Genomic DNA, 21883 nt, shown 5'->3' with positions numbered 1-21883 from the left:
TTTTAATAAATTGACAACACTTTAGGGAATAAAAAACGGTTTATGTTTAATCAAAAGAGATTAAATGAACTTTCTGCAGGAGATGAATTCACACTCTTCCTTATTATCACAAAATCCGAAATAAAAACTGCCAAAACAGGTAAACCATTTTTAAGTCTTGAACTGAGAGATCAAACGGCCCTTCTCCCGGCAAAAGTCTGGAATAAATTCGAAGAGTTCGCAGATCAACTGAAAGAAGGAGCCATTGTTAAAGTTGCGGGTTCTATTGAAGAATTCAACAATTCGCTTCAAATAAGAGTCGATAAGATTAGACCGGCTAAAGATGAAGATGATGTGTTGCCCGAAGACTTTCTCCCGAAATCAAAAAAAGCTCTGACTGAGCTTATCGATGAATTAAAAAGAATAATCGGTTCAATAAGCAATCCTTATCTCCTTTCTCTTATCAATAAAATTCTAAGCGGGGAAAACCTGGAGAAGTACACCAGAACACCTGCAGGCAAAGCATGGCATCACGCATATATCCACGGGCTTCTGGAACATACACTTGAGATAATAAAGATTTGCGATCTTATGGCTCTTATCCATCCTGAGATTAAGAGAGACCTTTTAATTGCCGGAGCCCTGCTTCACGATTTCGGAAAGACAGAGGAACTTACTTACGATACCGCATTTGATTATTCGGATAAGGGGAAGTTGCTGGGGCACATCGTGATCAGCGCATTGGAAGTTGAAAAGGCGGCTAACGAGATTACCGATTTCCCCGAAGAATTGAAGAATCAACTTTTACATCTAATACTAAGTCATCAGGGCAAATTGGAATTTGCATCGCCGGTAGAGCCAAAAACTCTGGAGGCAATTGTATTATACCAGGCTGACGAACTGAGCGCGAAAACAAATGCTTACAAATACGCGATCGAAACAGATAAGAATAAAGGTTCGCGCTGGACCCGTTTTTTAAATCTTGTAAATACATCACTATATATTCCGGACGACTTCCCGGATGAAAAACAAACAGAATAATCATAAACATTAAGAGGACTCAAAAAATGAAAAAAGCACTCTTATTACAATTCTTATTATTATTTCTTTTTTCCGGTTTTGCATCTGCTCAATCAGTGAATCAGCTTGTTGAAGAATGTGATAAATATTACGCACAGTTCAATAACGAGAAAGCCCTTGAAGTTCTGCTCAAGGCAGAGAAAATGGAACCGGATAACTGGGAAGTTGTTTGGCGGTTGAGCCGTACTTATGTAGACATTGGTGATAAAATGCCTGCAAGTACATCTGCTCAGGAGGACGCACAGATAGCAACTTATCAGAAAGCCCTCGACTATGCAGAAAAATCGGTTAAGCTCGACGGCGGCAAATCTGTCAGCTTTTTAAGAAGAGCCATTGCAAACGGCAAGATTGCACTTTTCAAAGGTGTTTTTACAGTAGCAGGGGTTGTGAATTCAGTTAGAGCTGATGTAGAAAAGGCGATACAATTGAACAACGGGGGTAATTTTGTTCAGGGTGTTTCCCATTATGTACTTGGAAGAACTCATGCAAAAACCAGTGAAAAGTGGAAACCCGCACGTTCTGTTTTGGGTCTGGGTTGGGCTGATAATGAAATAGCAATTAAGGAATTCAAGAAAGCGATTGAGCTTTTCCCAAACTATGTTATGTTCTATGTAGATTACGCAAATTCCCTGGTTCGCGAAGATGAGTATAAAACAGCCCGCGAAATGTTAAACAAAGCATTAACCATAGCCAACTCACATCAGGATGATGAAAAACGGAAGGCTGAGGCAAAACAGATTCTTGATGATATAAAAGACGAATAATTAATTTTCAGCAGCCTCTCCTCAAAAGGGAGAGGCTTTTTAATATGGAATTCAAAAAAGAGTTTTCGGATAATCTGGAAAAGGCAAAGAAGCTGGTTTTCTTTACCGGTGCAGGAATTTCGGCCGAGAGCGGGATCTCAACTTTCCGCGGCAAAGACGGAATATGGAACAAAATGAAACCGGAAGAGCTTGCCAATTTTAATGCCTTCATGAAAAATCCCGACCTGGTCTGGCAATGGTATCAGCATCGCAGAGATATTGTTCACAACACGGAACCGAATGCCGGACATTATTCAATTGCCGCACTGGAAAAATTCTACGAAGTTTCTGTTGTAACCCAGAATATTGATAACCTTCACAGAAGAGCCGGTTCTACAAAAATTTACGAGCTTCACGGAAACATCGAAAGAAATTTCTGTGTCGATTGTAAAACATTTTTCGATCTGAATGAACTCGAGCCATCTGACGGAGTACCCCACTGTAAAAAATGCGGCGGACTGGTCCGGCCCGACGTAGTCTGGTTTGGCGAATATCTTCCCCAGGATCAATTCAGCGGCGGAGAGACAGCGGCAGAATGGAGCGATATCTGTTTCGTTGTTGGTACTTCGGCGGTTGTATATCCTGCGGCTTATATTCCGATGAGCGCTAAAAGAGCGGGTGCTTTCCTTGTTGAAATTAATATCGAGCCTACAGAGTTATCCACTCACGCTGATTACTCATTGTTCGGCAAATCCGGTGAAATACTTCCGGAAATTTTGAAGCTGGTTAATAAGATAAAATCCGGCGGGAATTTATAAACGGCACTCCTCTTCGGCGTATGTGTTCTCTGTTTCAAGAACCCTCACCTTAATACCTTCAATATTTGCCGGTAAACTATTCTTTTTAAGTTGATCGAGTAGATAAAGACAAATATTCTCGGCAGTTGATTCGAAAGGTACAACAAGTTTGTTCGATCCCAGTTTATCCAGCATTTCAATCAATTCAGCATCATTTTCATTCACCATAAATGAGTGATCCATCTTGTCAATCAATGGTTCCACAATATTTTTCAGATCATAATAATCGAGAAGAATTCCGTTCTTATCCGGTTTACCAGAGAGTTCAATCATACATGTATATGAATGACCGTGCAGGTTTTTACATTTCCCTGCATGGAACGCAAGACGGTGACCCATTTCCCATTTAAACTCTTTTGCAATTTTCATTACACACCTTTAGTTTCAGGATGCCAAATAATTTTATGCATCTGCAGTTGATATCTCACTTTCAGTTTATCTTCCAGTACCCAGTTAACCAGTTGAACCGGTTCAAGTTCTCCAAATACAACAGAAAAGAGAACTCCGCATTTATTCATGAGGTCATACTTTTTAACTATTTCCCTGGACCACTCATAATCCTCACGTGTTCCGATAACAAATTTTACTTCGTCAGTAGGCTTGAGATATTCAAGATTTTCATATAAATTTTTCTTCATCATTTTACTGGAAGGACATTTAAGGTCGAGTATTATCATCACTCTCTTATCGACTTTTTCTACAGTAAGGCTTCCGCCGGTTTCGAGCATTACTTCGAATCCTTCATCGCACAGTCTTTTCATCAATTCGATCGATTCCGTCTGGACCAGCGGTTCTCCCCCAGTTATTTCCACAAGCCGGCAATCATACTTTTTGACTTCTTCAATAATGTGGTCAATAGTTTTATCTGTCCCTTCGTAAAAAGCGTATTCGGTATCGCAATAGACGCATCTCAGGTTGCAATAAGTAAGCCGGACAAAGACGCATGGCAGGCCCGCTTTAGAGCTTTCCCCCTGAATCGAATAATATATTTCATTTACTTTAAGCAATTAAATTCCTTTAAAGCCGGGTGCAAAGATAATAATCATTTAAATAACCAACCAATAAAGGGTCTTTTTCGACTTTTTGGGAGGGGAATTCTTCAGTTCAGGACCCCGGATAATCTTAAAAAACGGAATTTATCCGCAGGAATCTCATTAATTACATTATTTGCTAATTTGATTCGGATGTTTCAGAATACTATATTTACGCACGTTTTTTAACAATTATAAGGTATTTTGAATGGCGCATCACAAGTCGGCGAAAAAGAGAATTAAACAGAGCAAAAAAAGAAGCGAAAGAAACAAAGCCGCTTTATCAAAAGTTAAGACACTTGTAAAAAAGGTTTATTCAACCGAAGACAAGACTCAGGCCGAAACATTATTAAAAGCTGCGGTTGCAACCTTGGATAAACAGACAGCTAAAGGAAGAATTCATAAGAATACGGCTGCAAGAAAAAAATCAACATTAACAAAACACGTTAATAAATTAGCCGCTGCAAAATAATTTTCTCTTAACATCATTTACGGCAACTTAAATTATTTTAGGTTGCCTTTTATTTTTTTAAATCCTCGATTGCATCAAGCCCTTCAGTTTCCGGGATGAAATACCGGACTTTTAATTTTTCCTGACGTGCGCTCTCGGGTTTCCTGATTCTTTTTCTGACAATTACAGAATGTTCAATCATCATGCTGTTTTCCACGATTGAACCGAAAATATATGTTACTCCCTTTACGGTAACGTTATTACCGATTATTACAGGGTACTCATCATTTCCCGTAATTCTGACACCCGATTCTATAACGGAGTTTTCACCAACTGATATATTCCCCTTCAGAATATTGCCTGAGAATATTTCCACATTATCCGAAAGCTCAATCTTCTGTCCGTAGTAACATGATAGTTGTACATTCTCTTTTATAGTTACATTTTTCCCCAGGCAAATTTCACCGCTGAGGTATGCATTCTTCATAAGTGAAGTATTATAATTCAGTTTAACTCCCCTTCCGACGAAAACACCCTTGCCGATTTTTATATCGAGAGGATTACCCGCCAGATCCATCTTCAGGATTTCATTGACTACGCTTTCATCTATAAAGAAATCATCCGGATCATCAATAGAAATTACGTCTTTGATTTTTTCATATACAAGTCGGCGTGCGACGGCATCCATTTCTTTAAGGACCGATTTGTTATTGAATCCCATCAGAACGTATTGTTCAGCGGGGCTGACTGCAGAAACCCGGTAACCGTGTGTATTAAAAAGATAGATTAAATCCGTAAGGTAGATTTCCTTCTGAACATTCTCGCTTCTTATCTCTTTTATCAAACTATTCAGCAGCTTAAAATCAAAAGCATAAACGCCCGAATTGAATTCCCTGTTCTCAATAAGATCCTTTTTGGTGAACGAAATCATTTTATTCTTGTATTTGACCTTGTACGGCTTATTATCCGGCAGATTAACAATATCCTTATACTCGATTATTTCAATCACATTTCCGTAATTGGTTGGCCGCTTGCCGGACTTTCCGGATAAAGGTACTCTAACAACCCGGCCGTAATAATTCTCTTCGGTTTTCCCTTCAAACATACCGGTAAGCACAAGCATGTCAGTGCCGGAACTCATAAAATAATTTTTAAAGTCGTTCACTGTTGCCGCATCTATAAGTCCCATATCGCCGGGCAGAACATAAATTGATCCTTCATATTTATTCGGAACGATATTTTCGAGGGCAACCTGAACGGCATGCCCTGTTCCGTTCTGAACTTCCTGATAAGCATAAAGGAGAGAGTTTCGTTTGCCAACAGTTTTAATCACTTCTTCAGCTTTAATTCCAACTACTATAATTATATTAGCATCACCAAGGGACTCAAGACACGCATTGCAAACGCGTTCGACGGTTGGCACTTCCCATATCCGGTGAAGCATTTTGGAAGTATTCGATTTAATTCTTTTGCCGTGGCCGGCTGCAAGAATTATTGCAGTTTCCTTTTTATTATAATCAAAATCTGAGGAGTAGGATTTAATCAGATCATTTATTTGGTCGTTATTCATAAAGTCCCTTTATAATGATTGGCACAAAATTAAGCATTATTGAAAAATAAATATTACTAAGATCCATGATTCGAGAGTTAAAACTAACTTTTTTTTAAGGTCTTTTTTTCGTTAATTCGAAGCGGTTTTTAATTTTTTTTAAGGGATTAGATGAAAAGAATATCAATTGCTTTTGTAATCCTGATTATGTTCTTCTCAGCATCGGGATTAAAGGCTCAGGAGAGCGGATTCGGACTGGGAATAATAGTAGGTGAACCGACAGGTTTCAGTGCAAAATACTGGTTGGACGAAGACAATGCATTCGATTTCGGTCTGGCTTATTCATTCGTAAGAAAGTTCAGCGCATTATCAATACATGCGGATTATCTTTACCATGCATTTGATGTTGTTAAATCAGAATACCGGTTGCCGGTCTATTACGGTTTCGGCGGCCGTTTACGGTTTGTAAATAACTCCGACAATGCTCTCGGAGCGCGTGGAGTTATCGGTATTGCCTGGTTAAACGATCAAGCCCCCATAGATGTTTTTTTAGAACTGGTACCTGTATTCAATCTGCTGCCGAAAACATCGCTCGATCTCGACATCGCTCTGGGTGCGCGATACTACTTTAAATAGGAATGGAGATGATTCCCGAGACCCAATTCGATTCCCCCGAGCGATCGGAACCTGAAGAGATAATAGACGACTATTTACTCTTCAAGGTCAATCCTCTTATCAGCGAGATACTGGAAGGGTTTCCTGAATTTGTAGTTGTACTGAACCGTAACCGGCAGATAGTTGCGTTTAACAATAAAGCTTACGACGCATTCAACGTTAAAGTACCCGAGCAGATTCTGGGAAAGCGGATTGGGGAAGCGTTGAATTGCATACACACCAATCAAATGGCCGGCGGATGCGGAACTTCATCATTCTGCCGTGAATGCGGTGCCGGTAAGTCCGTTAAGCAGACCCGTGAGACTAATGCAAAACAGGAAGAGGAATGCAAGATAACCGCTTTACGGACGGGGAAGGAAATTTCGTACGAATTTTCTGTATTCACTCAGCCGATTCGGTTTAAGAACAATTCATATACACTTTTTTCAGTCAAAGATATTTCGAGCGAGAAAAGAAAAGAGGCGCTGGAGAGAATCTTTTTTCACGACATACTCAACACTTCAAGTGCAATCAACGGTTTGGCTCAGCTCCTGATAAAAGAGAAAGAGAATGAAGAAAAGGAACATCTCACAAATTCGCTCGTGGTTTCATCGGAACAATTACTCAATGAGATATTATTACAGCGCGAGATCAGGCATGCCGAGGAAGGTAATCTTCAAATAAGTATAAAAGGTTATTCCGCCAACGAACTGCTTCAATCGGCTTTTGAAGTTTATCAGAATCATGAACTTACAATCGGAAAGAATTTCTTTGTGGAATTCCTTGAAAATGATGTTAAAGTTCAGACCGATAAAGTCCTTGTGGTTAGGTCTCTCGGCAATCTCATAAAGAATGCTCTCGAGGCTTCATTAAATAACGACGAGGTTAAACTCTACGCCTATTCGGCAGATGACACAGTATACTTCAACGTTTACAGCACTCAGCTTATTCCAGAGAATGTTCAGCTACAGCTCTTCAAAAGATCTTTCAGCACAAAACAGAAAAAAGGGCGCGGCATCGGACTCTACAGCGTAAAACTGATAATAGAGCAGAACCTCCAAGGTAAAGTTTCATTTGTTTCGAGCGATCAGCTCGGTACCGTTTTCACTATTGAAATACCTCTCAATTTTACCCCTGAATCTACTTAATCTTATAAAGTTGCCACCATGGAGTATGCGGGGAATCGTGATGCTCAAAATGGTACCCGAAAAAATAACACGAAAGCATTGCCCAGAGATGATTCTTCTTTTGAGTCCTTGCCTTATGAGGTTCCATATCGTGCTGATGAGGTTTACGGTGCGGGAGATAAGTCCCGAAGAAAAAAAGCTGAAAAGAACTTAATATTGCCGGTATCACCCAGAAAAACCAGAGTGATATTTCATCCACCCAAATTTTAAGAATATTAAACGCTGCTGCCATTATAATTAACTGAGTGATCGTTGCATACCGGTACATAAAGGACCCCCACCAGACAAAAAAGTTCTGTGACTTTATGTTAAAATCCGGATCCTCGGCCGTTCCGGGATTCTTATGATGCCTGAAATGATTCGCTATTAATCTTTTATAAGAAAGACCCGCATATAAAAACGCTGCAGCTGTTCCAACAGCACGGTTGAGTCTCTTATTGCTGCTTACAGTTTGATGCATGGCATCATGACCGGTAATAAACAATCCGGTATAAAAATAGGTCTGCAGAAACAGATGCAAATAAAATATGGGTGATATAAAATCAACATCAACTGAAGTCAAAATATAGATCAGGTGAAACAGCCAGATAAGAATAACAGATGTTGCAATTAATATTCCCATTTGAACCTCATAAGAATAGAAATAATGAAATGAAGAAAACGAATTGAACGAGAAGATAAATTTTAGGAAGATCGGTTTTTATGTGCAGATTAAATCTTGAGAATAACCATGTTACAATAAAAGCGATTACAAACCATGCCGCATAATTCTGAAAGGGTATTTCTCCGTCCAACCAGTTCCAATAATCAAGTTTCATTGCAACGGGTTCAAGAAACAGATCAAATACTACAGCAATCAGTCCCGTAACAACGGCAATAAGATTTTTATCGCTTGTTATTTCCTTCGAAATTATAATCCCGCCAAGAATAACAAAGACCCAGTTGAGGCCTATTATCAATGGTACATCAAATAACTTTGATCCGAGTGTCCTTCCGTATGAATATTGACCGAAAATTTGCCCGGTCTTAACTCCGGCAATTTCAACTGTAAGCGTAAATAAATAAGTGGCTGCCAGCCAGTAGATTAATTTCCTGTTCGACTCCAACAATAGTGAATAAAACACTACGCCAATTGTTAGAACAAGAGTAAACGGAGTCAGCAGAAGCATTAACTCTCTTGTATCAGGGAGAAGATGACCGGCAACTCCGACAGCAAAAATTATATAGAGGAATTTAGTTGCGTATCTTACTACTATATTTTTCTTCCCTTCCATGTTCTCCTGCCAAAAATTGATTGATGGACCGAATTAAATCCGATAAAAAGAAGGACGGGAATCTGTATAAAATGAAGTATAGAGTTTATTAGAACATTCTGCCTGCTCATCTTCGAAATAATAATTCTACCGATTAGAATAATTGATACGACTACGAGAAATTCCGGACCGGCTGCAACAAGTAAAAGAGGGCTGAAAAATAAAACAAAGATAAAAAACAATAGAGAGGCAAAGACAAAAATGTTAGTATTAAAACCGCTGAAAAAATTTTTAGAGAATCCATTAATCGAATCTTTAAATGAGTTATACATTTGGCATGATACCGAATCATCTCCAAGAGCGGTCATCATCCTCAGATTTCTCCTTTTAATTCTTCTTGCCAGTTCCATGTCTTCAACAACCTGATCTCTAACAGCGCTGTGTCCGCCGGTTTCTTCATAGGTTTTACTATCGATCAGAATAAACTGTCCGTTCGCTGCAACGAAGGATTTATTGGCTGATGAATATACTTTGATAAGGGGCAGAAACGTTAGCAGAATCCAATTCATTAACGGTACAACAAGTTGAGCTCCAATACCGGAAATTTTCTGAGTCGGAAATACACTTAAAAGATTAAGATGTTTCCCTAGGAACAATCCAACTCCATTTGAAACAGAGTGCCTGCTGAGTCGAACATCCGCATCGATAAAGAGAAAAAGGTCTCCGGACGCTTTTTTTGCTAGTTGAAAGCAAGCCCAATTCTTACCGAGCCATCCTTCAGGCAGATCTCTCCCCTTTTCAATTCTTACGCGCTTATCCTTAGATTCAAAATCGTTAACGATTGATGCCGTTTTATCTATGGAATGGTCATCTAGAACAATTACCTCAATATTCTTATAAGACTGTTCGAGAACAGATTCAAGGCAAGCTTTAATATTATACTCCTCGTTTCTGGCAGGTATCAGAACCGATATCTTAAGATCAGTGCCGACTACCGGATCAGTATTCTTAATGCGCGGTGCGGTAAAATAATTGTAAACAACAACACACATAAAAAAAAGATTCAGAGTAATCAACGATATAAACAATAATTCCCAGATCATCTACTAAACAGATCCCCTGCAAAGTTCATATTCTCCGCTGCATCCGCAAGCTGATCGAGATTACCGGTAAAGTTTCTTTCGAAAGCATTGTAATCATCAAATATTTTTGTGCCTTCAATTGGATTACCGTACCTTGCAATTACCGCGGGATGTTTTTCATTATAGAAATGAATCTTGAATCCCACGGGCAGAATTAAGAAATCCCCTTTAATTTCTCTTGTAAATATTTTCAGACCTTCTTTCAACTTGAGCGGTCTTTTCTCGAAAGATTGAATTTCACCCTGGGGATACGTAATAATAAAATTAACTGTATTGGAAACCAATTCACTAGTATATCGTGAAGTTTCTATTACGCTCCGTACATTTCCCGGATCAATAGAATACGCACCGAGCTTGCTGAAAAACCTGTATTTGCGTAATTGATCCTCGAGCATCATAATATGGAATTTCCGGTCTATATCCCTCGCAAAAAGATACTTCGCAAAGAAACCGTCCCACCAGCTGATATGATTAGGAGTTACTACGAGGCCGGTATTGTCTGGAATTTCAGGAAATTGATTAACCAAATAAAAATGGCTGAAATTATTTTTAAGTATCCGGTTCATATAAGGAATAAAGATCCACTCAGCGTAGTTTTTATGATTGGCTTTAATCATTATAGACTTTTTCAACCTTCTTTAATTAAAAAATCCGGGTGATAAAAACAGCCGATGTAAGTTAAGAATTAATAATTGACTCTGCAGCCATTTTACCCGAAAGGATTACCAGAGGAATTCCACCGCCCGGATGAGAGCTTCCGCCGCAGAAATAGAGGCCCGAATACTCTTTGGATCTGTTTTTCTGCCGGACAAAGGCAGCGCTTTTCCCGTTTGATGAAATACCGTAAAGACTACCGAGAGTGCTTCCAGTCTCTTTCTCAATCATTCCGGGAGTCAGTATCTTTTCAAACACAATTTTGTTTTCAATATTTATATCGAGCCGGTTCTTTATTTTTTCAAAAATATTCCTTCGGCTCTTTTCAATTTCTCTTTCCCAATTTTGATTCTCAATATACGGGGCATTAATCATAACGAACCAGTTCTCGTGCCCGGCCGGGGCATCATCCTCTTTGAATCTAGATGAAATGTAAATATAGACAGTCGGGTCATCTGGGCAGACTTTTCTATCAAAAAGGTCGGCAAATTCTTTTTTGTAAGCAGAAGAGAAAAGAATATTATGAATTTCCAGATCCTTATGATTCCCCTGTACTCCCCAGTAGAAAACCAGAGCAGAGGTTGAAGGTTCCAGTTTCGAAAAGCGTTTGGCAGAAGGCGTAACAGAATCCTTTAACATCTGTTTATATGTGTGGTTTGCGTCGGCATTCGAAACAATTGTATCATAATTTTTCTTTTCAACAATTCCGTTTCGGTTAACTGTAATACCGGTAACCCAAAAATCATCGTGGTGTATTTGAGTTACTTTGCTATCGAAGAAAAAGTTGACTCCCTTTTTACGGGCTACCTGAAAAAGTGCCGTAACGAGCGAATAGATTCCGCCACTTAGAATATAACCGCCCAGATTATACTCAACATGCTGAATAATATTAAGTGTTGCAGGAGCTTTATAGGGATTTGAACCGTTGTAAGTTGCATACCGGTCGAAAAGCTGAACTGTCTTTTTGTCCCTGAAAAATGCTCTGTTGGCTTTATGCATTGTTCTGAACGGATCGATGCTGTTTATATTTAATAGTGTTTTTAAAGCCTTCTTTGTCAGGAAATTTTTCCGGTCGGAAAAATCCTGAAATAGGAAAAGATCGGCTGTTAACCGGTAGATCTTTTCGGAGTATTTTAAATATTTTTTCACGGATTCGGCAGTGTCAGAAGTCTTATCAGATATTTCCCGCGCAAATTTTTCAGTATCGGCGTAGGCGTTTATTACAGTTCCGTCATCATAAAAATATTTACAAAGGTTGCTAAGCGGAATTACCTTAAGATAATCTTCGATATTCTCCGCAACGTTTTCAAATAATTCTCTAATTACAAACGGCATAGTAAGTAAGGAAGGGCCTGTATCAAACCGGAAGCCATTTTCTGAGATCTGATTAGCTTTACCACCGGGTTTGCTATTCTGCTCGTACAGATCAACCTGGTAGCCGGATCCGGCAAGCCTGACTGCAGCACTCAGTCCTCCGAGTCCTGAACCTATAACCGCTATTTTTCTTTTTTTAGCCATTTATCTTTTGCAATCAAATAGACAAGGAGATAAAATGAAAGCATGGAAAAGGAATAAAAGAAGTCCTCCATCGGAATTGTCGTTATCCTGATACCCCATATTGCCTCCGGAGAGTAGGTTACTATAGGAAGCGAAGTAAGAAAATAATTTACAATTAGAAAAGGAAGATACATGAAGAGAATCCAGAGCCAGTAGAGGAATGAATTAAGAATGTGTAAACGGGAGTTTAATAATTGAGCTATCAGCAGAAACAATCCGCTGAATATTAATACAGTAAAAGTGTAATACTGGTCGATAAAAAGGAAACCTGTGATAATTAAAAATGCAGAGCTAAAATAAACGGTTTTCTTTCCAATCTGAATTTTCTTTTCGCTTAAATAATATTTTCCTGTTTCATAAAGAAAGATACCTGAATAAGGAACAGTAATAAAAAAAAGAATTTCCTCTAAAGGTAGATTAATTATTTTGACACCTGTGATAAAGAGGGTATTAAATCCCCAGTCTCCCCGGTAGGTTGCAATTACATCCCAGATAATATAAGTACCGCCGACAATAAAGACAGAAACAAGGAGCGGAAATAAATTTTTATAGAACCGGATCTTTTTTTCGAAAGAAAGCAGCAGAGGAACTATAATTGTGAGAATATTAATAAGCAGGTATTCACTAATCATTTAGATTCAGAACAAAATTTTCTTTTAATATTTTTTCCTTAGAAGGATCGAGCCGTTCACTTCTAACCAGAAACTCCGCTATACCAATCTGAATTTCCTCTTTAATACTGGAATAGTCTTTTTTCAAAAGAAGTTTAAAGATTTCATTTGCATCCTCCTGCTTTTCTGCTGAGTGACCGAGAATCCCGGGAACATGATGAAGGATAGCAAACCGTAAAAAACGGATTTCAAGACTGTTCGGTTCTCTGCTTACAACTCTGGAAAAGAGATCCATAGATTCATTGAAATACTCGAGCTTTGTCAAAGGCCAGAATGCGTGCTTCGATTTAACAGATTGCAATGCCGCAACATATGCAAGAATAAGGTTCGGATACTTCCCCTTATCCGCCGAGAAATTTTTTTCAATGTATTTTTCGATAACTTCTACGAGATCCTCATTCTCAACGGAGGCATAATAATTAGTCCTTATGTACTCCAGGATTTCGAGGTCGATCTCATGGTTACCCGATTTCACCTTTCCGTTCGCGAAAACCGGCAAATGAATAAAAAACAGTATCAAAAGAAGTACTTTCATCAGTCGAACCTGATCTTAGCAACCTTAATTTCCCAGAAGGATTTAAGGAAGAGGAAAAACTTAGTAAAATTTGAAACACGGACCCTTCTCTTAAGAAGTTCTTCAACTCCAAGCTGCTGAATCTTTTTAAAGAGAACAAAGTAATAGAGATATGCTGTGTATACTCCGAGCCGCACACCCATCGGAAGCCCGGAAATCCCATGCAGGGAAATTTTGAATTCTTCATCAACCTCTTTTTCGAGCCGAATTTTATTCTCATTATCTATACCTCTCGTATCGTGCACATCCGGCAGATAGATTCTGCCTCTTTCGTGAATATCGCTCTTAATATCCCTCAGAAAATTCACTTTTTGAAAAGCAGAGCCGAGCATTTTAGCGGGATATAAAAGTTCATCATAACGTTTCTGATCGCCGTTTACAAAAACCTTGAGACACATAAGCCCTACAACTTCAGCAGAACCATAGATGTATTTATCATATACTTCACGATGGTAAGAGGATTTATCGAGATCCATTTCCATACTGATTAGAAACGCATCAATTAATTCTTTATCAATATTGTATTTATTAACAACTATCTGAAAAGCGTGAAGAACGGGATTTGTTGAAACTCCCTTTTCAATGGCTTCGAAAGTATCATCTCTGAATTTTTTCGAAAGTCCGGATTTATCGTGTTCGTGGAAGGAATCAACAATTTCGTCTGCAAGCCGAACGAAACCGTAGATCGCATAAATAGGGTCGCGATATTCTTTGGCAAAAGCACTTATACCAAGACTGAACGAAGTGCTGTAAGCATTCGTAAGAACCTTGCTCATTGCGAATGAAGTATTATGATAGAGCTGAATCATTCAGAATTCTCTCCGTTACTAATCGTGAACTGATTACAACCATGGGCAAACCGGTGCCAGGTGTTGTTGAAGCCCCCACATAATATAAATTGCTGAAATGTTCGTCTTTGTTCCTGGGACGGAAAGCACCTACCTGATTAATATCGTGTGCAAGTCCTAATCCCGATCCTTTATAAAGATTAAGCATCTGTGCCCAGTCATCTGGTGCAAGAATCTTTTTAACAATCGTGTTCGCATCCAAATCAAATCCAACTCTTTTAGATAAATCATCAATTATTGTCTTTGCAAGTTCCTCTTTATCGGACCAATCCTTTTTATAACGCAGATCCGGAACTGGACAGAGTATAAAAATATTTTCGCATCCTTCGGGCGCGCAAGAAGGATCGGACTTGGAAAGAACGTTAACATAATAGTAAGGTTTCTGCGGAGAGATTGAGGAAGTGAAGATAGTATCGGCGTAACCTTTAAAATTGCTTCCGAGGAAATAATTATGATGTTCCAGATTCTTAACCTTCCCTTTAACACCGAGATAAATTGTAAAAGGTGCAAGTGTCCAGTGCATTTTATCGAGTTTACGTTCGTTGAATTTATTCCGGCCTAAAATCTGTCCGCGGAAAGAAGCTGCATCGGCATTAGATATGAAGAGATCGGCCTGCCATTTCTTCCCATTCCGGTCAATCACTTCATAAAGTTTTCCGTTGTTCGATCCGGTACTAACAACCTCTGTATTAAAATGAAATTCAACTCCTCTTTCCTTTAGAATTTTGACCAGTTCTTCAATCAGCCGGTACATACCGCCTTTAATTCTCCAGTATCCGTTATGACGCATTTCGGTATAATTTAGGAGAGAATAAATGGCAGGAGTCTGGAAAGGTGTTGCACCTAAAAAGAAGGCAACAAGGGAGAAAATAATTTTAACCTCTTCCGATTTAAATTGTTTGTCCACCTCGCTCCACATAGTTCTATACAAATAAGGAATATGTTTCCAGGGAACCGTAGAGAGTTTTAGAAGATATCTGATCATGCTGTCGAAATTCGATTTAACGACTTTATCTTCTGTATCATGCCAGAATTGAGCCGCCCGGTTCAGATATTGATCTGCCTTGTGAGCAAGCCCGGGTTCAACATCGCTGAATTCCTTTTCAAGTTTTTCAAGGTCTTTGAATATTCTTCGGGGTTTTTCCTTACCCTCAAAGTAAACCTGATATAACGGCTCCAGTTCTTCAAACTCAACGGGATTTTTAATACCAACCGATTCGAAAAGCTCATCGAATTCGTAAGTCATGCTCATAAATGAAGGCCCCAAATCAAAACGGAAACCATTCATTTCAATCATGTTCATACGGCCGCCCGGGGTTGAATGTTTTTCAAGTATAACTACTTCATATCCCCTGGATGTAAGGCGTAAAGCTGTAGAAAGACCGCCCAGTCCGGAACCAATTATTATCGCTTTTTTCTTCATTTTACTTTTCCAATCTATGCATAAATAACCTGTAATTCCGATTTTTAGTTCCAATTGACATTTTGAATAAGACTGGCGTCACTTTATACTTTAATAAATTTTAATTTATAAAAAGATTACAATGACATAAGGGCCGAATAGATGAAGTCAATTTAAAATTTTTCGAATTGATTGAATTAATAAAAAACGATTCCCCTTCCTTCATAACGATTAAAAAATTAATTTGTAACCGAAATTTTCTGATTTTACAATAACTGGAGTTGAGATGAGAAAAAGACTATTATTAAAGCCGATCAGAATTACCGTTCTATTTATTGTGCTTACATTTATTATGGGGATGATTCCGGCATCTCCGGAAGAAGGGATGTACCCCTTAAGTGAAATTGATAAAGTTGACCTGGTTAAAGCCGGATTGAAAATTGACCCGAAGGAAGTATATAATCCGGACGGAATAAGCCTGATAGATGCGCTTGTAAATGTAGGCGGATGCACGGGTTCATTTATTTCGGATAAAGGTTTGATTATTACAAATCATCACTGTGCATACGGATCGATCGCAAGAGCCAGCACGGTTGAAAAAAATTATCTACAGAACGGATTTCATGCAGCTTCACTAGAAGAAGAGATTCCCGCTCTCGGTAATTCATGTAGAATACTTGAATCTTATCAAGATGTTTCTGCCGAGATTCTGGATGCGGTAAAAAACATTACCGATCCATCTTTAAGAGCCCAGACAATTGCGAAGAAATCGAGAGAGATAGCCGGTGCCGCTGCCAATGAGGAAGAATCGATAGTTGCAGATGTTTCTGAAATGTTCGCGGGGAAAACATATGTGTTGTTCAAGTACAGAGTAATAAGGGATGTGCGGCTGGTATATGCGCCGCCTCAATCGATCGGAAACTTTGGAGGGGAAACCGACAACTGGGTATGGCCCCGTCATACAGGTGATTTTTCGCTGCTGAGAGCTTACGTAGCACCCGACGGAAAAGCTGCGACTTATTCGAAGGAAAATGTTCCATTCAGACCAAAAAAATTCTTAAAAGTAAATCCTGACGGTGTAGAGGAAAATGATTTTGTCTTTATTCTGGGATACCCGGGCAGAACATTCAGACACCGCCCTTCGCAATACATAAAATATCAGCAGGATTATCTTCTGCCGTATATTTCCGAGACTTATGATTATGCGATTAAAACTCTTCAGGAAATAAGCAAAGGGGATAAAGAACTTGAACTGGCAGTAGCCAGCAGGATTAAAGGCCTTGCAAATACAATGAAAAATTATAAAGGTAAACTAAAAGGCCTTAAGAAAATAAATCTGGTTGCACAGAAGGAAGCGGAGGACAAACTTTTAAATGACTTTATAAACTCAAATCCGGAATTGAAAAAAACATACGGTAATCTGCTCGACCAGATTAATCAGGTGTTTGTAAGTGTTAACGACAACGCAGAGGCCGACTTGTGGTTCCGTCAGGCAATAAGTATGTCCCCGACAATCTCTCTCGGGAATTTTATTCTAAATCATGCTGAGGAGATGCAGAAACCTGAAAACGAGAGAAGCACGCAATACCAGGAAAAGAATCTAAAACAGACTATTAACCGTGCGGTTGGTTCGTTCACAAGTCAGAATGCAAAATTCGAACAGATTATGCTTGCCAAACTGATTAACGACGCAGGTACATTTACGAGTACATCCAGGATAAAAGCTCTCGATCAACTATTCGCATCTTCAAACTATAGTACACAGACAATATCTGATTTTATAGATAATACAATTCTGGCTTCGAAAATAAGGGATACCGAATATTTCAACTCACTTCTTACAAAAACTCCGGACGAGCTCATATCCCTCAATGATCCGTTTATAAATTTAGTTTATGAATTAAGGAATCAAAATCTGGCGCTTATAAAACTAAATGAACGGAATGAAGGACAATTAAATAAACTCTATGGTGATCTTGTTGATGTAAAGATAGTCTGGAAAAAAACAAACTTCATACCCGATGCCAATAGTACACTTCGCCTAACATACGGTTATATAAAAGGATATTCGCCTGCAGACGCAACATATATGGAACCGTTTACAACTATCGACGGAATAATCGAGAAGAACGCAACGGGCGGCGAGGAATTTGCAATTCCCGATAAACTGAGATCGCTTTACGACAGCAAAGATTTCGGAAGATATTTAAGCAAGAAGAGAAACAACCTTCCAATTGCAATGCTCTATAATATGGATACTACAGGCGGAAACTCCGGTTCGCCTATACTTGATGCTTACGGCAGACTGATTGGTGTAAATTTCGACCGTGCTTTCGAAGCTACGATTAATGATTTCGCGTGGAATGAATCCTACAGCCGTTCGATCGGTGTCGATATCCGTTATGTGCTCTGGGTGCTCGATAAATTCTCGGGCGCGAAGAATATTTTATCAGAAATCGGAATCTAGGAAATTAGAAGAGGGGCGTTAATTATTAACGTCCCTCTAAATATTTAGGAGCTAAAAACTCCACTTCTCTATTAAGTACACTTAATTTCAAAGGAAGTCTTCCCGCTATCTCGCCGTCGGTTTCAATCATAAGGTTATCTTCAACCGGTTCAATCGTGCACGATTCAACTTCCTGGTAGAGAATACCGGGATGGTTTATCAATTCCTTATTACGGATACGTGAAAGATTCCTGAGATAATCGAACAGACTTATTTCGCCCGCGATTACAACCGCCATCTTCCCGTCATCAACACGGGCATGGGGTGCTATACCGAGACCACTTCCGAAATAATTCGCATTTGCCAGACAGAGAATAAGAACGGCACCTTCCCAGCTGAAATGTGACGAAGTAAATCTTACCCTTTTTTTTCTGTAAGTAAAAAACGCTTCCACCGAGGATTTAAGATACCTGAAGGTGGGGCTGAACAATTTGCTGCTTTTATTGACTTTAACTACAACCTCTCCGCCGAGACCTACATCTGCAATATTATTGAAATACCTTACCGTATCGTTTCCAAAATTATCCTTACATTCTATCCTGCCGATATCGATTGAAACGGATTGATCCTTTTCGATAAGATTTCTGAGTGTTGATACATGATCATCAAGGTTCATGCTCTTGGCAAAATCATTGCCGGAACCGGTGGGAAGTAATCCGACTTTTACATTTTTTCTTTTGGATTTTTCAGCGAGCATTATTCCATTAATCACTTCATTAAGAGTTCCGTCGCCCCCGATACCGATAATATAATCGGTTCCCTCTTCAATGCATTTACGGGAAAGTGAAATAGAATCCGCACTCTTCTGGGATATGTGGTAGGATATATTGAAGTCCCCTCCAAGAAGGAGCTCGATTTCTTTTGTCCGGGAGTTAATGTTCCGCAGAAGGCCGTTAATTACAAATGAGATCTTTTTCATCAGGAAATCAAATTGAAATTGACAGATAGAAAATATTCATTTTGGTGCACTCTCTAAAGAAATTTTTTATCATATCATTAACATCAAATAAGTAAATCCCTATAATTAAAATTCCACGAAGAATGCAAGAAGACCAACCAGCAGAAGGATAATTCCGCTGATCATCTTTTCGTGATGTTCCAGAAAATTCCACTGAAGCTTCTGAAATCCCCGCGTGGCCAGATAAACCAGAAGCACAATCCCTATAACGGTCACAAAAAAGTAAACAGCAGAAACAATTCCAATACCCGTCCATCCAAGCCGGCTTGCGGTAAAATAGTAAACTTCAATTTCGAGACATGGTGAGAAGAACATTGCAATACTAAGCGTTAAAATGATTGACCGTTTTGACTTCTTCTTTTCAACTATTCCATCAACATCAACGTGGTGGTGGGAGTGTGCGGTTTTAATCTTGCTGTGGCGGTATTCCAGGTACAAGTAGATCAAACCCAGAATTATCAGTATTGTCGGGGCGATATAATGAGTAATATAGTGATAAGTTTCAGAGAGTTTATAACCGACAAGTCCCACAATAATACCAATAACAACAGTGCTGAATGTATGAGCGACAGCCGTAATGGCCGCAACTGTTGTAGTTTCCGGAGCTGTCCATTTTTCAGCTTTCCCGATTGCAACAAGAGGGAGCCAATGACTCGGAATTAATGCATGAACGATACTCAGTAGAAAACTTCCAATAAAAATTTGAATATAGGGATCCACAGGATTCCTGAATTTATTTTTGAACGGAAGTAATTTACAATATTATTAATCATCAATGAAATAATTTTTATTTTTGGGAGAGGTAATAAATGGAAAAACTCAAAAAGAATCTTAACGAAATACTTAACGCAGCAATCGATTCGGTAAAACCATCGGAATTAATCCGGCGAACTGTTATGATTGAAGGAAATCAACTTGTTATTAAGAACAACAAGTTTCCCGTCGACTCATACAAAAATATTTATCTGCTCGGGGCAGGGAAAGCATCTGCCGCTATGGCTTATGAGTTTGAGAAATTACTTGGACCCAAAATCAGTTCCGGAGTGGTTTCCACAAAATACGGGCATTCATTACCCTGTTCTAGAATAAAGGTAATTGAATCAGGCCATCCTGTTCTTGATGAAAACGGACTTCGAGCCGGTAAGGAAATGCTTGAATTAGCTGAAAGATGCGGGGAGAATGATCTTGTTATTTGTCTACTTTCCGGCGGAGGTTCTTCTCTCGTTGAATCGCTGCCGGCGGAATTTTCACTTCCCGAACTTCAGGAAGTATTCAGAATTCTTCTCGGCTGCGGGGCTAACATCGAAGAGATGAATATTGTAAGAAGGCACCTCTCGAAAATTAAGGGAGGAATACTGGCAGAAATAATTTTTCCCGCAACATGTGTGAGCCTGATTTTATCCGATGTGATAAACGATCCTCTTGAAGCAATATCCGGGGGCGTAACTTCACCCGATCCATCAACGTTTGAAGACGCGTATAATGTATTGAATAAATACAACATAACTAAGTCAATTCCGGAGAGAATACATACTTACATTACGAATGGAATTAAAGGATTAATTCCCGAAACTGTTAAACCGGGGAATATAATTTTCAAAAATGTAACAAACATAATTCTGGGCAATAATAAAGAAGCCTTAAAAAATGCCAGAGACAGGGCCGTATCGCTGGGATATAATACAATTATCTATTCAGAAGATCTTCAGGGAGAAGCCCGGGAAATCGGAAAACTGTTTGCTTCCATTGCAAAAGAGATTCACGGTGATGGTAATCCGGTTCCCGCCCCGGCATGTGTTCTTATCGGCGGAGAAACAACGGTTACAATACGCGGGAAAGGTTCAGGAGGTAGAAATCAGGAAGTTGTACTTGCAGCCCTTTTGGAAATGAAAAATCATAAGTTCGAATACATAATCGCGAGCTGTGGAACTGACGGAACGGATGGACCTACAGATGCCGCCGGTGCTTTTGTATCTGATCAAATTATCAGTAAAAGTGAGAATTTGAAACTTGATCCTGCCGAATATTTGAGTACTAATGATTCTTATAATTTCTTCGCGAAAACCGGCGGATTGATAATTACAGGTCCGACCGGAACCAATGTAATGGATATTGCAGTTATTTTAATTAACTGATGCAGAGAAAATTTTTTCACCTTCCAATATTTTTACTCTCCGGAAGTAGATGACCCGGCGGTCACACGGATCCGGAAATCGATTGCCCGATAATTTTATTAAGCAACTTCTAATTCTGATATTCCGAATTAATAATTCTACTGGCGGACACGGGAATACATTTTTGTTTTATATAAACAATGCATCTGAATGTAGGTTCTTGGCGGGATACAAAAAAGTAACAAGCTCCAATTGTAAGATCCAAAATGAAGTTAGTAAAACTTGTATTTGGATAGAGGAGTAAACAATCAGAAAGAAGAAGCTTAAAGTAGAAAAAATAGTTTCATCACTCCGAAATATAAAATTAATAACAGGATGCGAACAATTTATTAAAGCATTCTATGCTATTGCTAAAAGAGTAGAGGCAGCTGCCTCGGTTTTACCTAAATGGGGAATTATACATGGGAATATATTTTCTCAGGCATAAAAGAGTACTTCATAAAGAAATAGTACATTGATTCAGACCAATATTTACTGTCATGTTTTCCCAGAAGAATCAGATTTCTCCTTCAGTTTTTTCGCATTAAATAAAGAAGCCTTGCAACTCATTGAATTGCAAGGCTTTAAATCGTGAGCGCGGGTGGGATCGAACCACCGACCCTATGCTTAAAAG

At 39.0% G+C, this 21883-nt stretch carries 22 protein-coding genes; 8 read left to right on the top strand and 14 right to left on the bottom strand.

From position 1 onward, the window contains the following. Window positions 1-42: 42 nt before the first annotated feature. From PLZ15_11250 to PLZ15_11240, 3 genes are read left to right on the top strand one after another with little or no spacing between them, the layout of a single operon-like run. Window positions 43-1020 carry an HD domain-containing protein gene (locus PLZ15_11250; GenBank protein HOI30320.1) on the top strand — a complete coding sequence of 326 codons (978 nt, stop codon included), beginning with the start codon at window positions 43-45 and terminating at the stop codon, window positions 1018-1020. Window positions 1021-1046: 26 nt separating this feature from the next. After that, window positions 1047-1823 (top strand): hypothetical protein, encoded by a 777-nt coding sequence (locus tag PLZ15_11245; protein HOI30319.1) that lies wholly within the window; start codon window positions 1047-1049, stop codon window positions 1821-1823. 44 nt (window positions 1824-1867) lie between these two features. After that, window positions 1868-2620 (top strand): NAD-dependent deacylase, encoded by a 753-nt coding sequence (locus tag PLZ15_11240; protein ID HOI30318.1) that lies wholly within the window; start codon window positions 1868-1870, stop codon window positions 2618-2620. Here the strand turns inward: PLZ15_11240 and PLZ15_11235 are convergent. Further along, window positions 2615-3028 (bottom strand): 6-carboxytetrahydropterin synthase, encoded by a 414-nt coding sequence (locus PLZ15_11235; protein HOI30317.1) that lies wholly within the window; start codon window positions 3026-3028, stop codon window positions 2615-2617. The genes PLZ15_11240 and PLZ15_11235 overlap by 6 nt on opposite strands. Next, window positions 3028-3666: a 7-carboxy-7-deazaguanine synthase QueE gene (gene queE / locus PLZ15_11230; protein ID HOI30316.1), complete on the bottom strand. Its 639-nt coding sequence runs from the start codon at window positions 3664-3666 to the stop codon at window positions 3028-3030. Before queE ends, PLZ15_11235 begins: the two co-directional genes overlap by 1 nt. A gap of 232 nt (window positions 3667-3898) precedes the next feature. On the opposite strand from queE, the gene rpsT reads away from it, so the two are divergent. After that, window positions 3899-4162, top strand: coding sequence for a 30S ribosomal protein S20 (rpsT, locus tag PLZ15_11225; GenBank protein ID HOI30315.1), 264 nt, complete (start codon window positions 3899-3901; stop codon window positions 4160-4162). Window positions 4163-4211: 49 nt separating this feature from the next. On the opposite strand, the gene PLZ15_11220 is transcribed toward rpsT, so the two are convergent. Beyond that, window positions 4212-5711, bottom strand: coding sequence for an NTP transferase domain-containing protein (locus tag PLZ15_11220; GenBank protein ID HOI30314.1), 1500 nt, complete (start codon window positions 5709-5711; stop codon window positions 4212-4214). 150 nt (window positions 5712-5861) lie between these two features. On the opposite strand from PLZ15_11220, the gene PLZ15_11215 reads away from it, so the two are divergent. Together PLZ15_11215 and PLZ15_11210 are read left to right on the top strand one after the other, a co-directional pair. After that, a complete protein-coding gene (locus tag PLZ15_11215; GenBank protein ID HOI30313.1) occupies window positions 5862-6326 on the top strand; it encodes a hypothetical protein in 465 nt (154 codons plus the stop codon). 8 nt (window positions 6327-6334) lie between these two features. Next, entirely contained in the window at window positions 6335-7492 is a 1158-nt protein-coding gene (locus tag PLZ15_11210; protein ID HOI30312.1) for an ATP-binding protein, read from the top strand. Here PLZ15_11210 and PLZ15_11205 read toward each other — a convergent pair. From PLZ15_11205 to crtI (PLZ15_11165), 9 genes are all read right to left on the bottom strand, one after another. Beyond that, window positions 7485-8153 carry a fatty acid desaturase gene (locus tag PLZ15_11205; protein ID HOI30311.1) on the bottom strand — a complete coding sequence of 223 codons (669 nt, stop codon included), beginning with the start codon at window positions 8151-8153 and terminating at the stop codon, window positions 7485-7487. The genes PLZ15_11210 and PLZ15_11205 overlap by 8 nt on opposite strands. Window positions 8154-8160: 7 nt before the next feature. Next, entirely contained in the window at window positions 8161-8805 is a 645-nt protein-coding gene (locus PLZ15_11200; protein ID HOI30310.1) for a carotenoid biosynthesis protein, read from the bottom strand. Further along, window positions 8784-9887 carry a glycosyltransferase family 2 protein gene (locus PLZ15_11195; GenBank protein ID HOI30309.1) on the bottom strand — a complete coding sequence of 368 codons (1104 nt, stop codon included), beginning with the start codon at window positions 9885-9887 and terminating at the stop codon, window positions 8784-8786. The genes PLZ15_11200 and PLZ15_11195 overlap by 22 nt, the downstream gene beginning before the upstream one ends. Next, the gene (locus PLZ15_11190; GenBank protein ID HOI30308.1) at window positions 9884-10543 is read right to left on the bottom strand and encodes a lysophospholipid acyltransferase family protein; all 660 of its coding nucleotides are present in this window, start codon (window positions 10541-10543) and stop codon (window positions 9884-9886) included. Before PLZ15_11190 ends, PLZ15_11195 begins: the two co-directional genes overlap by 4 nt. Before the next feature lie 61 nt (window positions 10544-10604). Beyond that, window positions 10605-12098 (bottom strand): phytoene desaturase family protein, encoded by a 1494-nt coding sequence (gene crtI, locus PLZ15_11185; protein HOI30307.1) that lies wholly within the window; start codon window positions 12096-12098, stop codon window positions 10605-10607. Then, a complete protein-coding gene (locus PLZ15_11180; protein ID HOI30306.1) occupies window positions 12077-12769 on the bottom strand; it encodes a lycopene cyclase domain-containing protein in 693 nt (230 codons plus the stop codon). The genes crtI (PLZ15_11185) and PLZ15_11180 overlap by 22 nt, the downstream gene beginning before the upstream one ends. Beyond that, window positions 12762-13343: a hypothetical protein gene (locus PLZ15_11175; protein ID HOI30305.1), complete on the bottom strand. Its 582-nt coding sequence runs from the start codon at window positions 13341-13343 to the stop codon at window positions 12762-12764. The genes PLZ15_11180 and PLZ15_11175 overlap by 8 nt, the downstream gene beginning before the upstream one ends. Continuing rightward, window positions 13343-14191 carry a phytoene/squalene synthase family protein gene (locus tag PLZ15_11170; GenBank protein HOI30304.1) on the bottom strand — a complete coding sequence of 283 codons (849 nt, stop codon included), beginning with the start codon at window positions 14189-14191 and terminating at the stop codon, window positions 13343-13345. The genes PLZ15_11175 and PLZ15_11170 overlap by 1 nt, the downstream gene beginning before the upstream one ends. After that, window positions 14172-15653, bottom strand: coding sequence for a phytoene desaturase family protein (gene crtI / locus PLZ15_11165; GenBank protein ID HOI30303.1), 1482 nt, complete (start codon window positions 15651-15653; stop codon window positions 14172-14174). Before crtI (PLZ15_11165) ends, PLZ15_11170 begins: the two co-directional genes overlap by 20 nt. 265 nt (window positions 15654-15918) lie before the next feature. Between crtI (PLZ15_11165) and PLZ15_11160 the strand changes: the two genes are divergently transcribed. After that, window positions 15919-18099, top strand: coding sequence for a S46 family peptidase (locus tag PLZ15_11160; protein ID HOI30302.1), 2181 nt, complete (start codon window positions 15919-15921; stop codon window positions 18097-18099). Window positions 18100-18124: 25 nt separating this feature from the next. On the opposite strand, the gene PLZ15_11155 is transcribed toward PLZ15_11160, so the two are convergent. After that, window positions 18125-19057, bottom strand: coding sequence for a diacylglycerol kinase family lipid kinase (locus PLZ15_11155; GenBank protein ID HOI30301.1), 933 nt, complete (start codon window positions 19055-19057; stop codon window positions 18125-18127). A gap of 105 nt (window positions 19058-19162) precedes the next feature. Then, window positions 19163-19816 carry a hypothetical protein gene (locus tag PLZ15_11150; protein ID HOI30300.1) on the bottom strand — a complete coding sequence of 218 codons (654 nt, stop codon included), beginning with the start codon at window positions 19814-19816 and terminating at the stop codon, window positions 19163-19165. An 89-nt stretch (window positions 19817-19905) separates the two neighbouring features. Here PLZ15_11150 and PLZ15_11145 point away from each other — a divergent pair, with 89 nt between their 5' ends. Then, window positions 19906-21231 (top strand): glycerate kinase, encoded by a 1326-nt coding sequence (locus tag PLZ15_11145; GenBank protein ID HOI30299.1) that lies wholly within the window; start codon window positions 19906-19908, stop codon window positions 21229-21231. Window positions 21232-21883: the final 652 nt, after the last annotated feature.

The sequence above is a fragment of the Melioribacteraceae bacterium genome, from assembly GCA_035362835.1.
GTDB lineage: Bacteria > Bacteroidota > Ignavibacteria > Ignavibacteriales > Melioribacteraceae > DSXH01.
The sequence above is the reverse complement of the archived record's forward strand: the minus strand, read 5'-3'. Positions and strand labels throughout refer to the sequence as shown.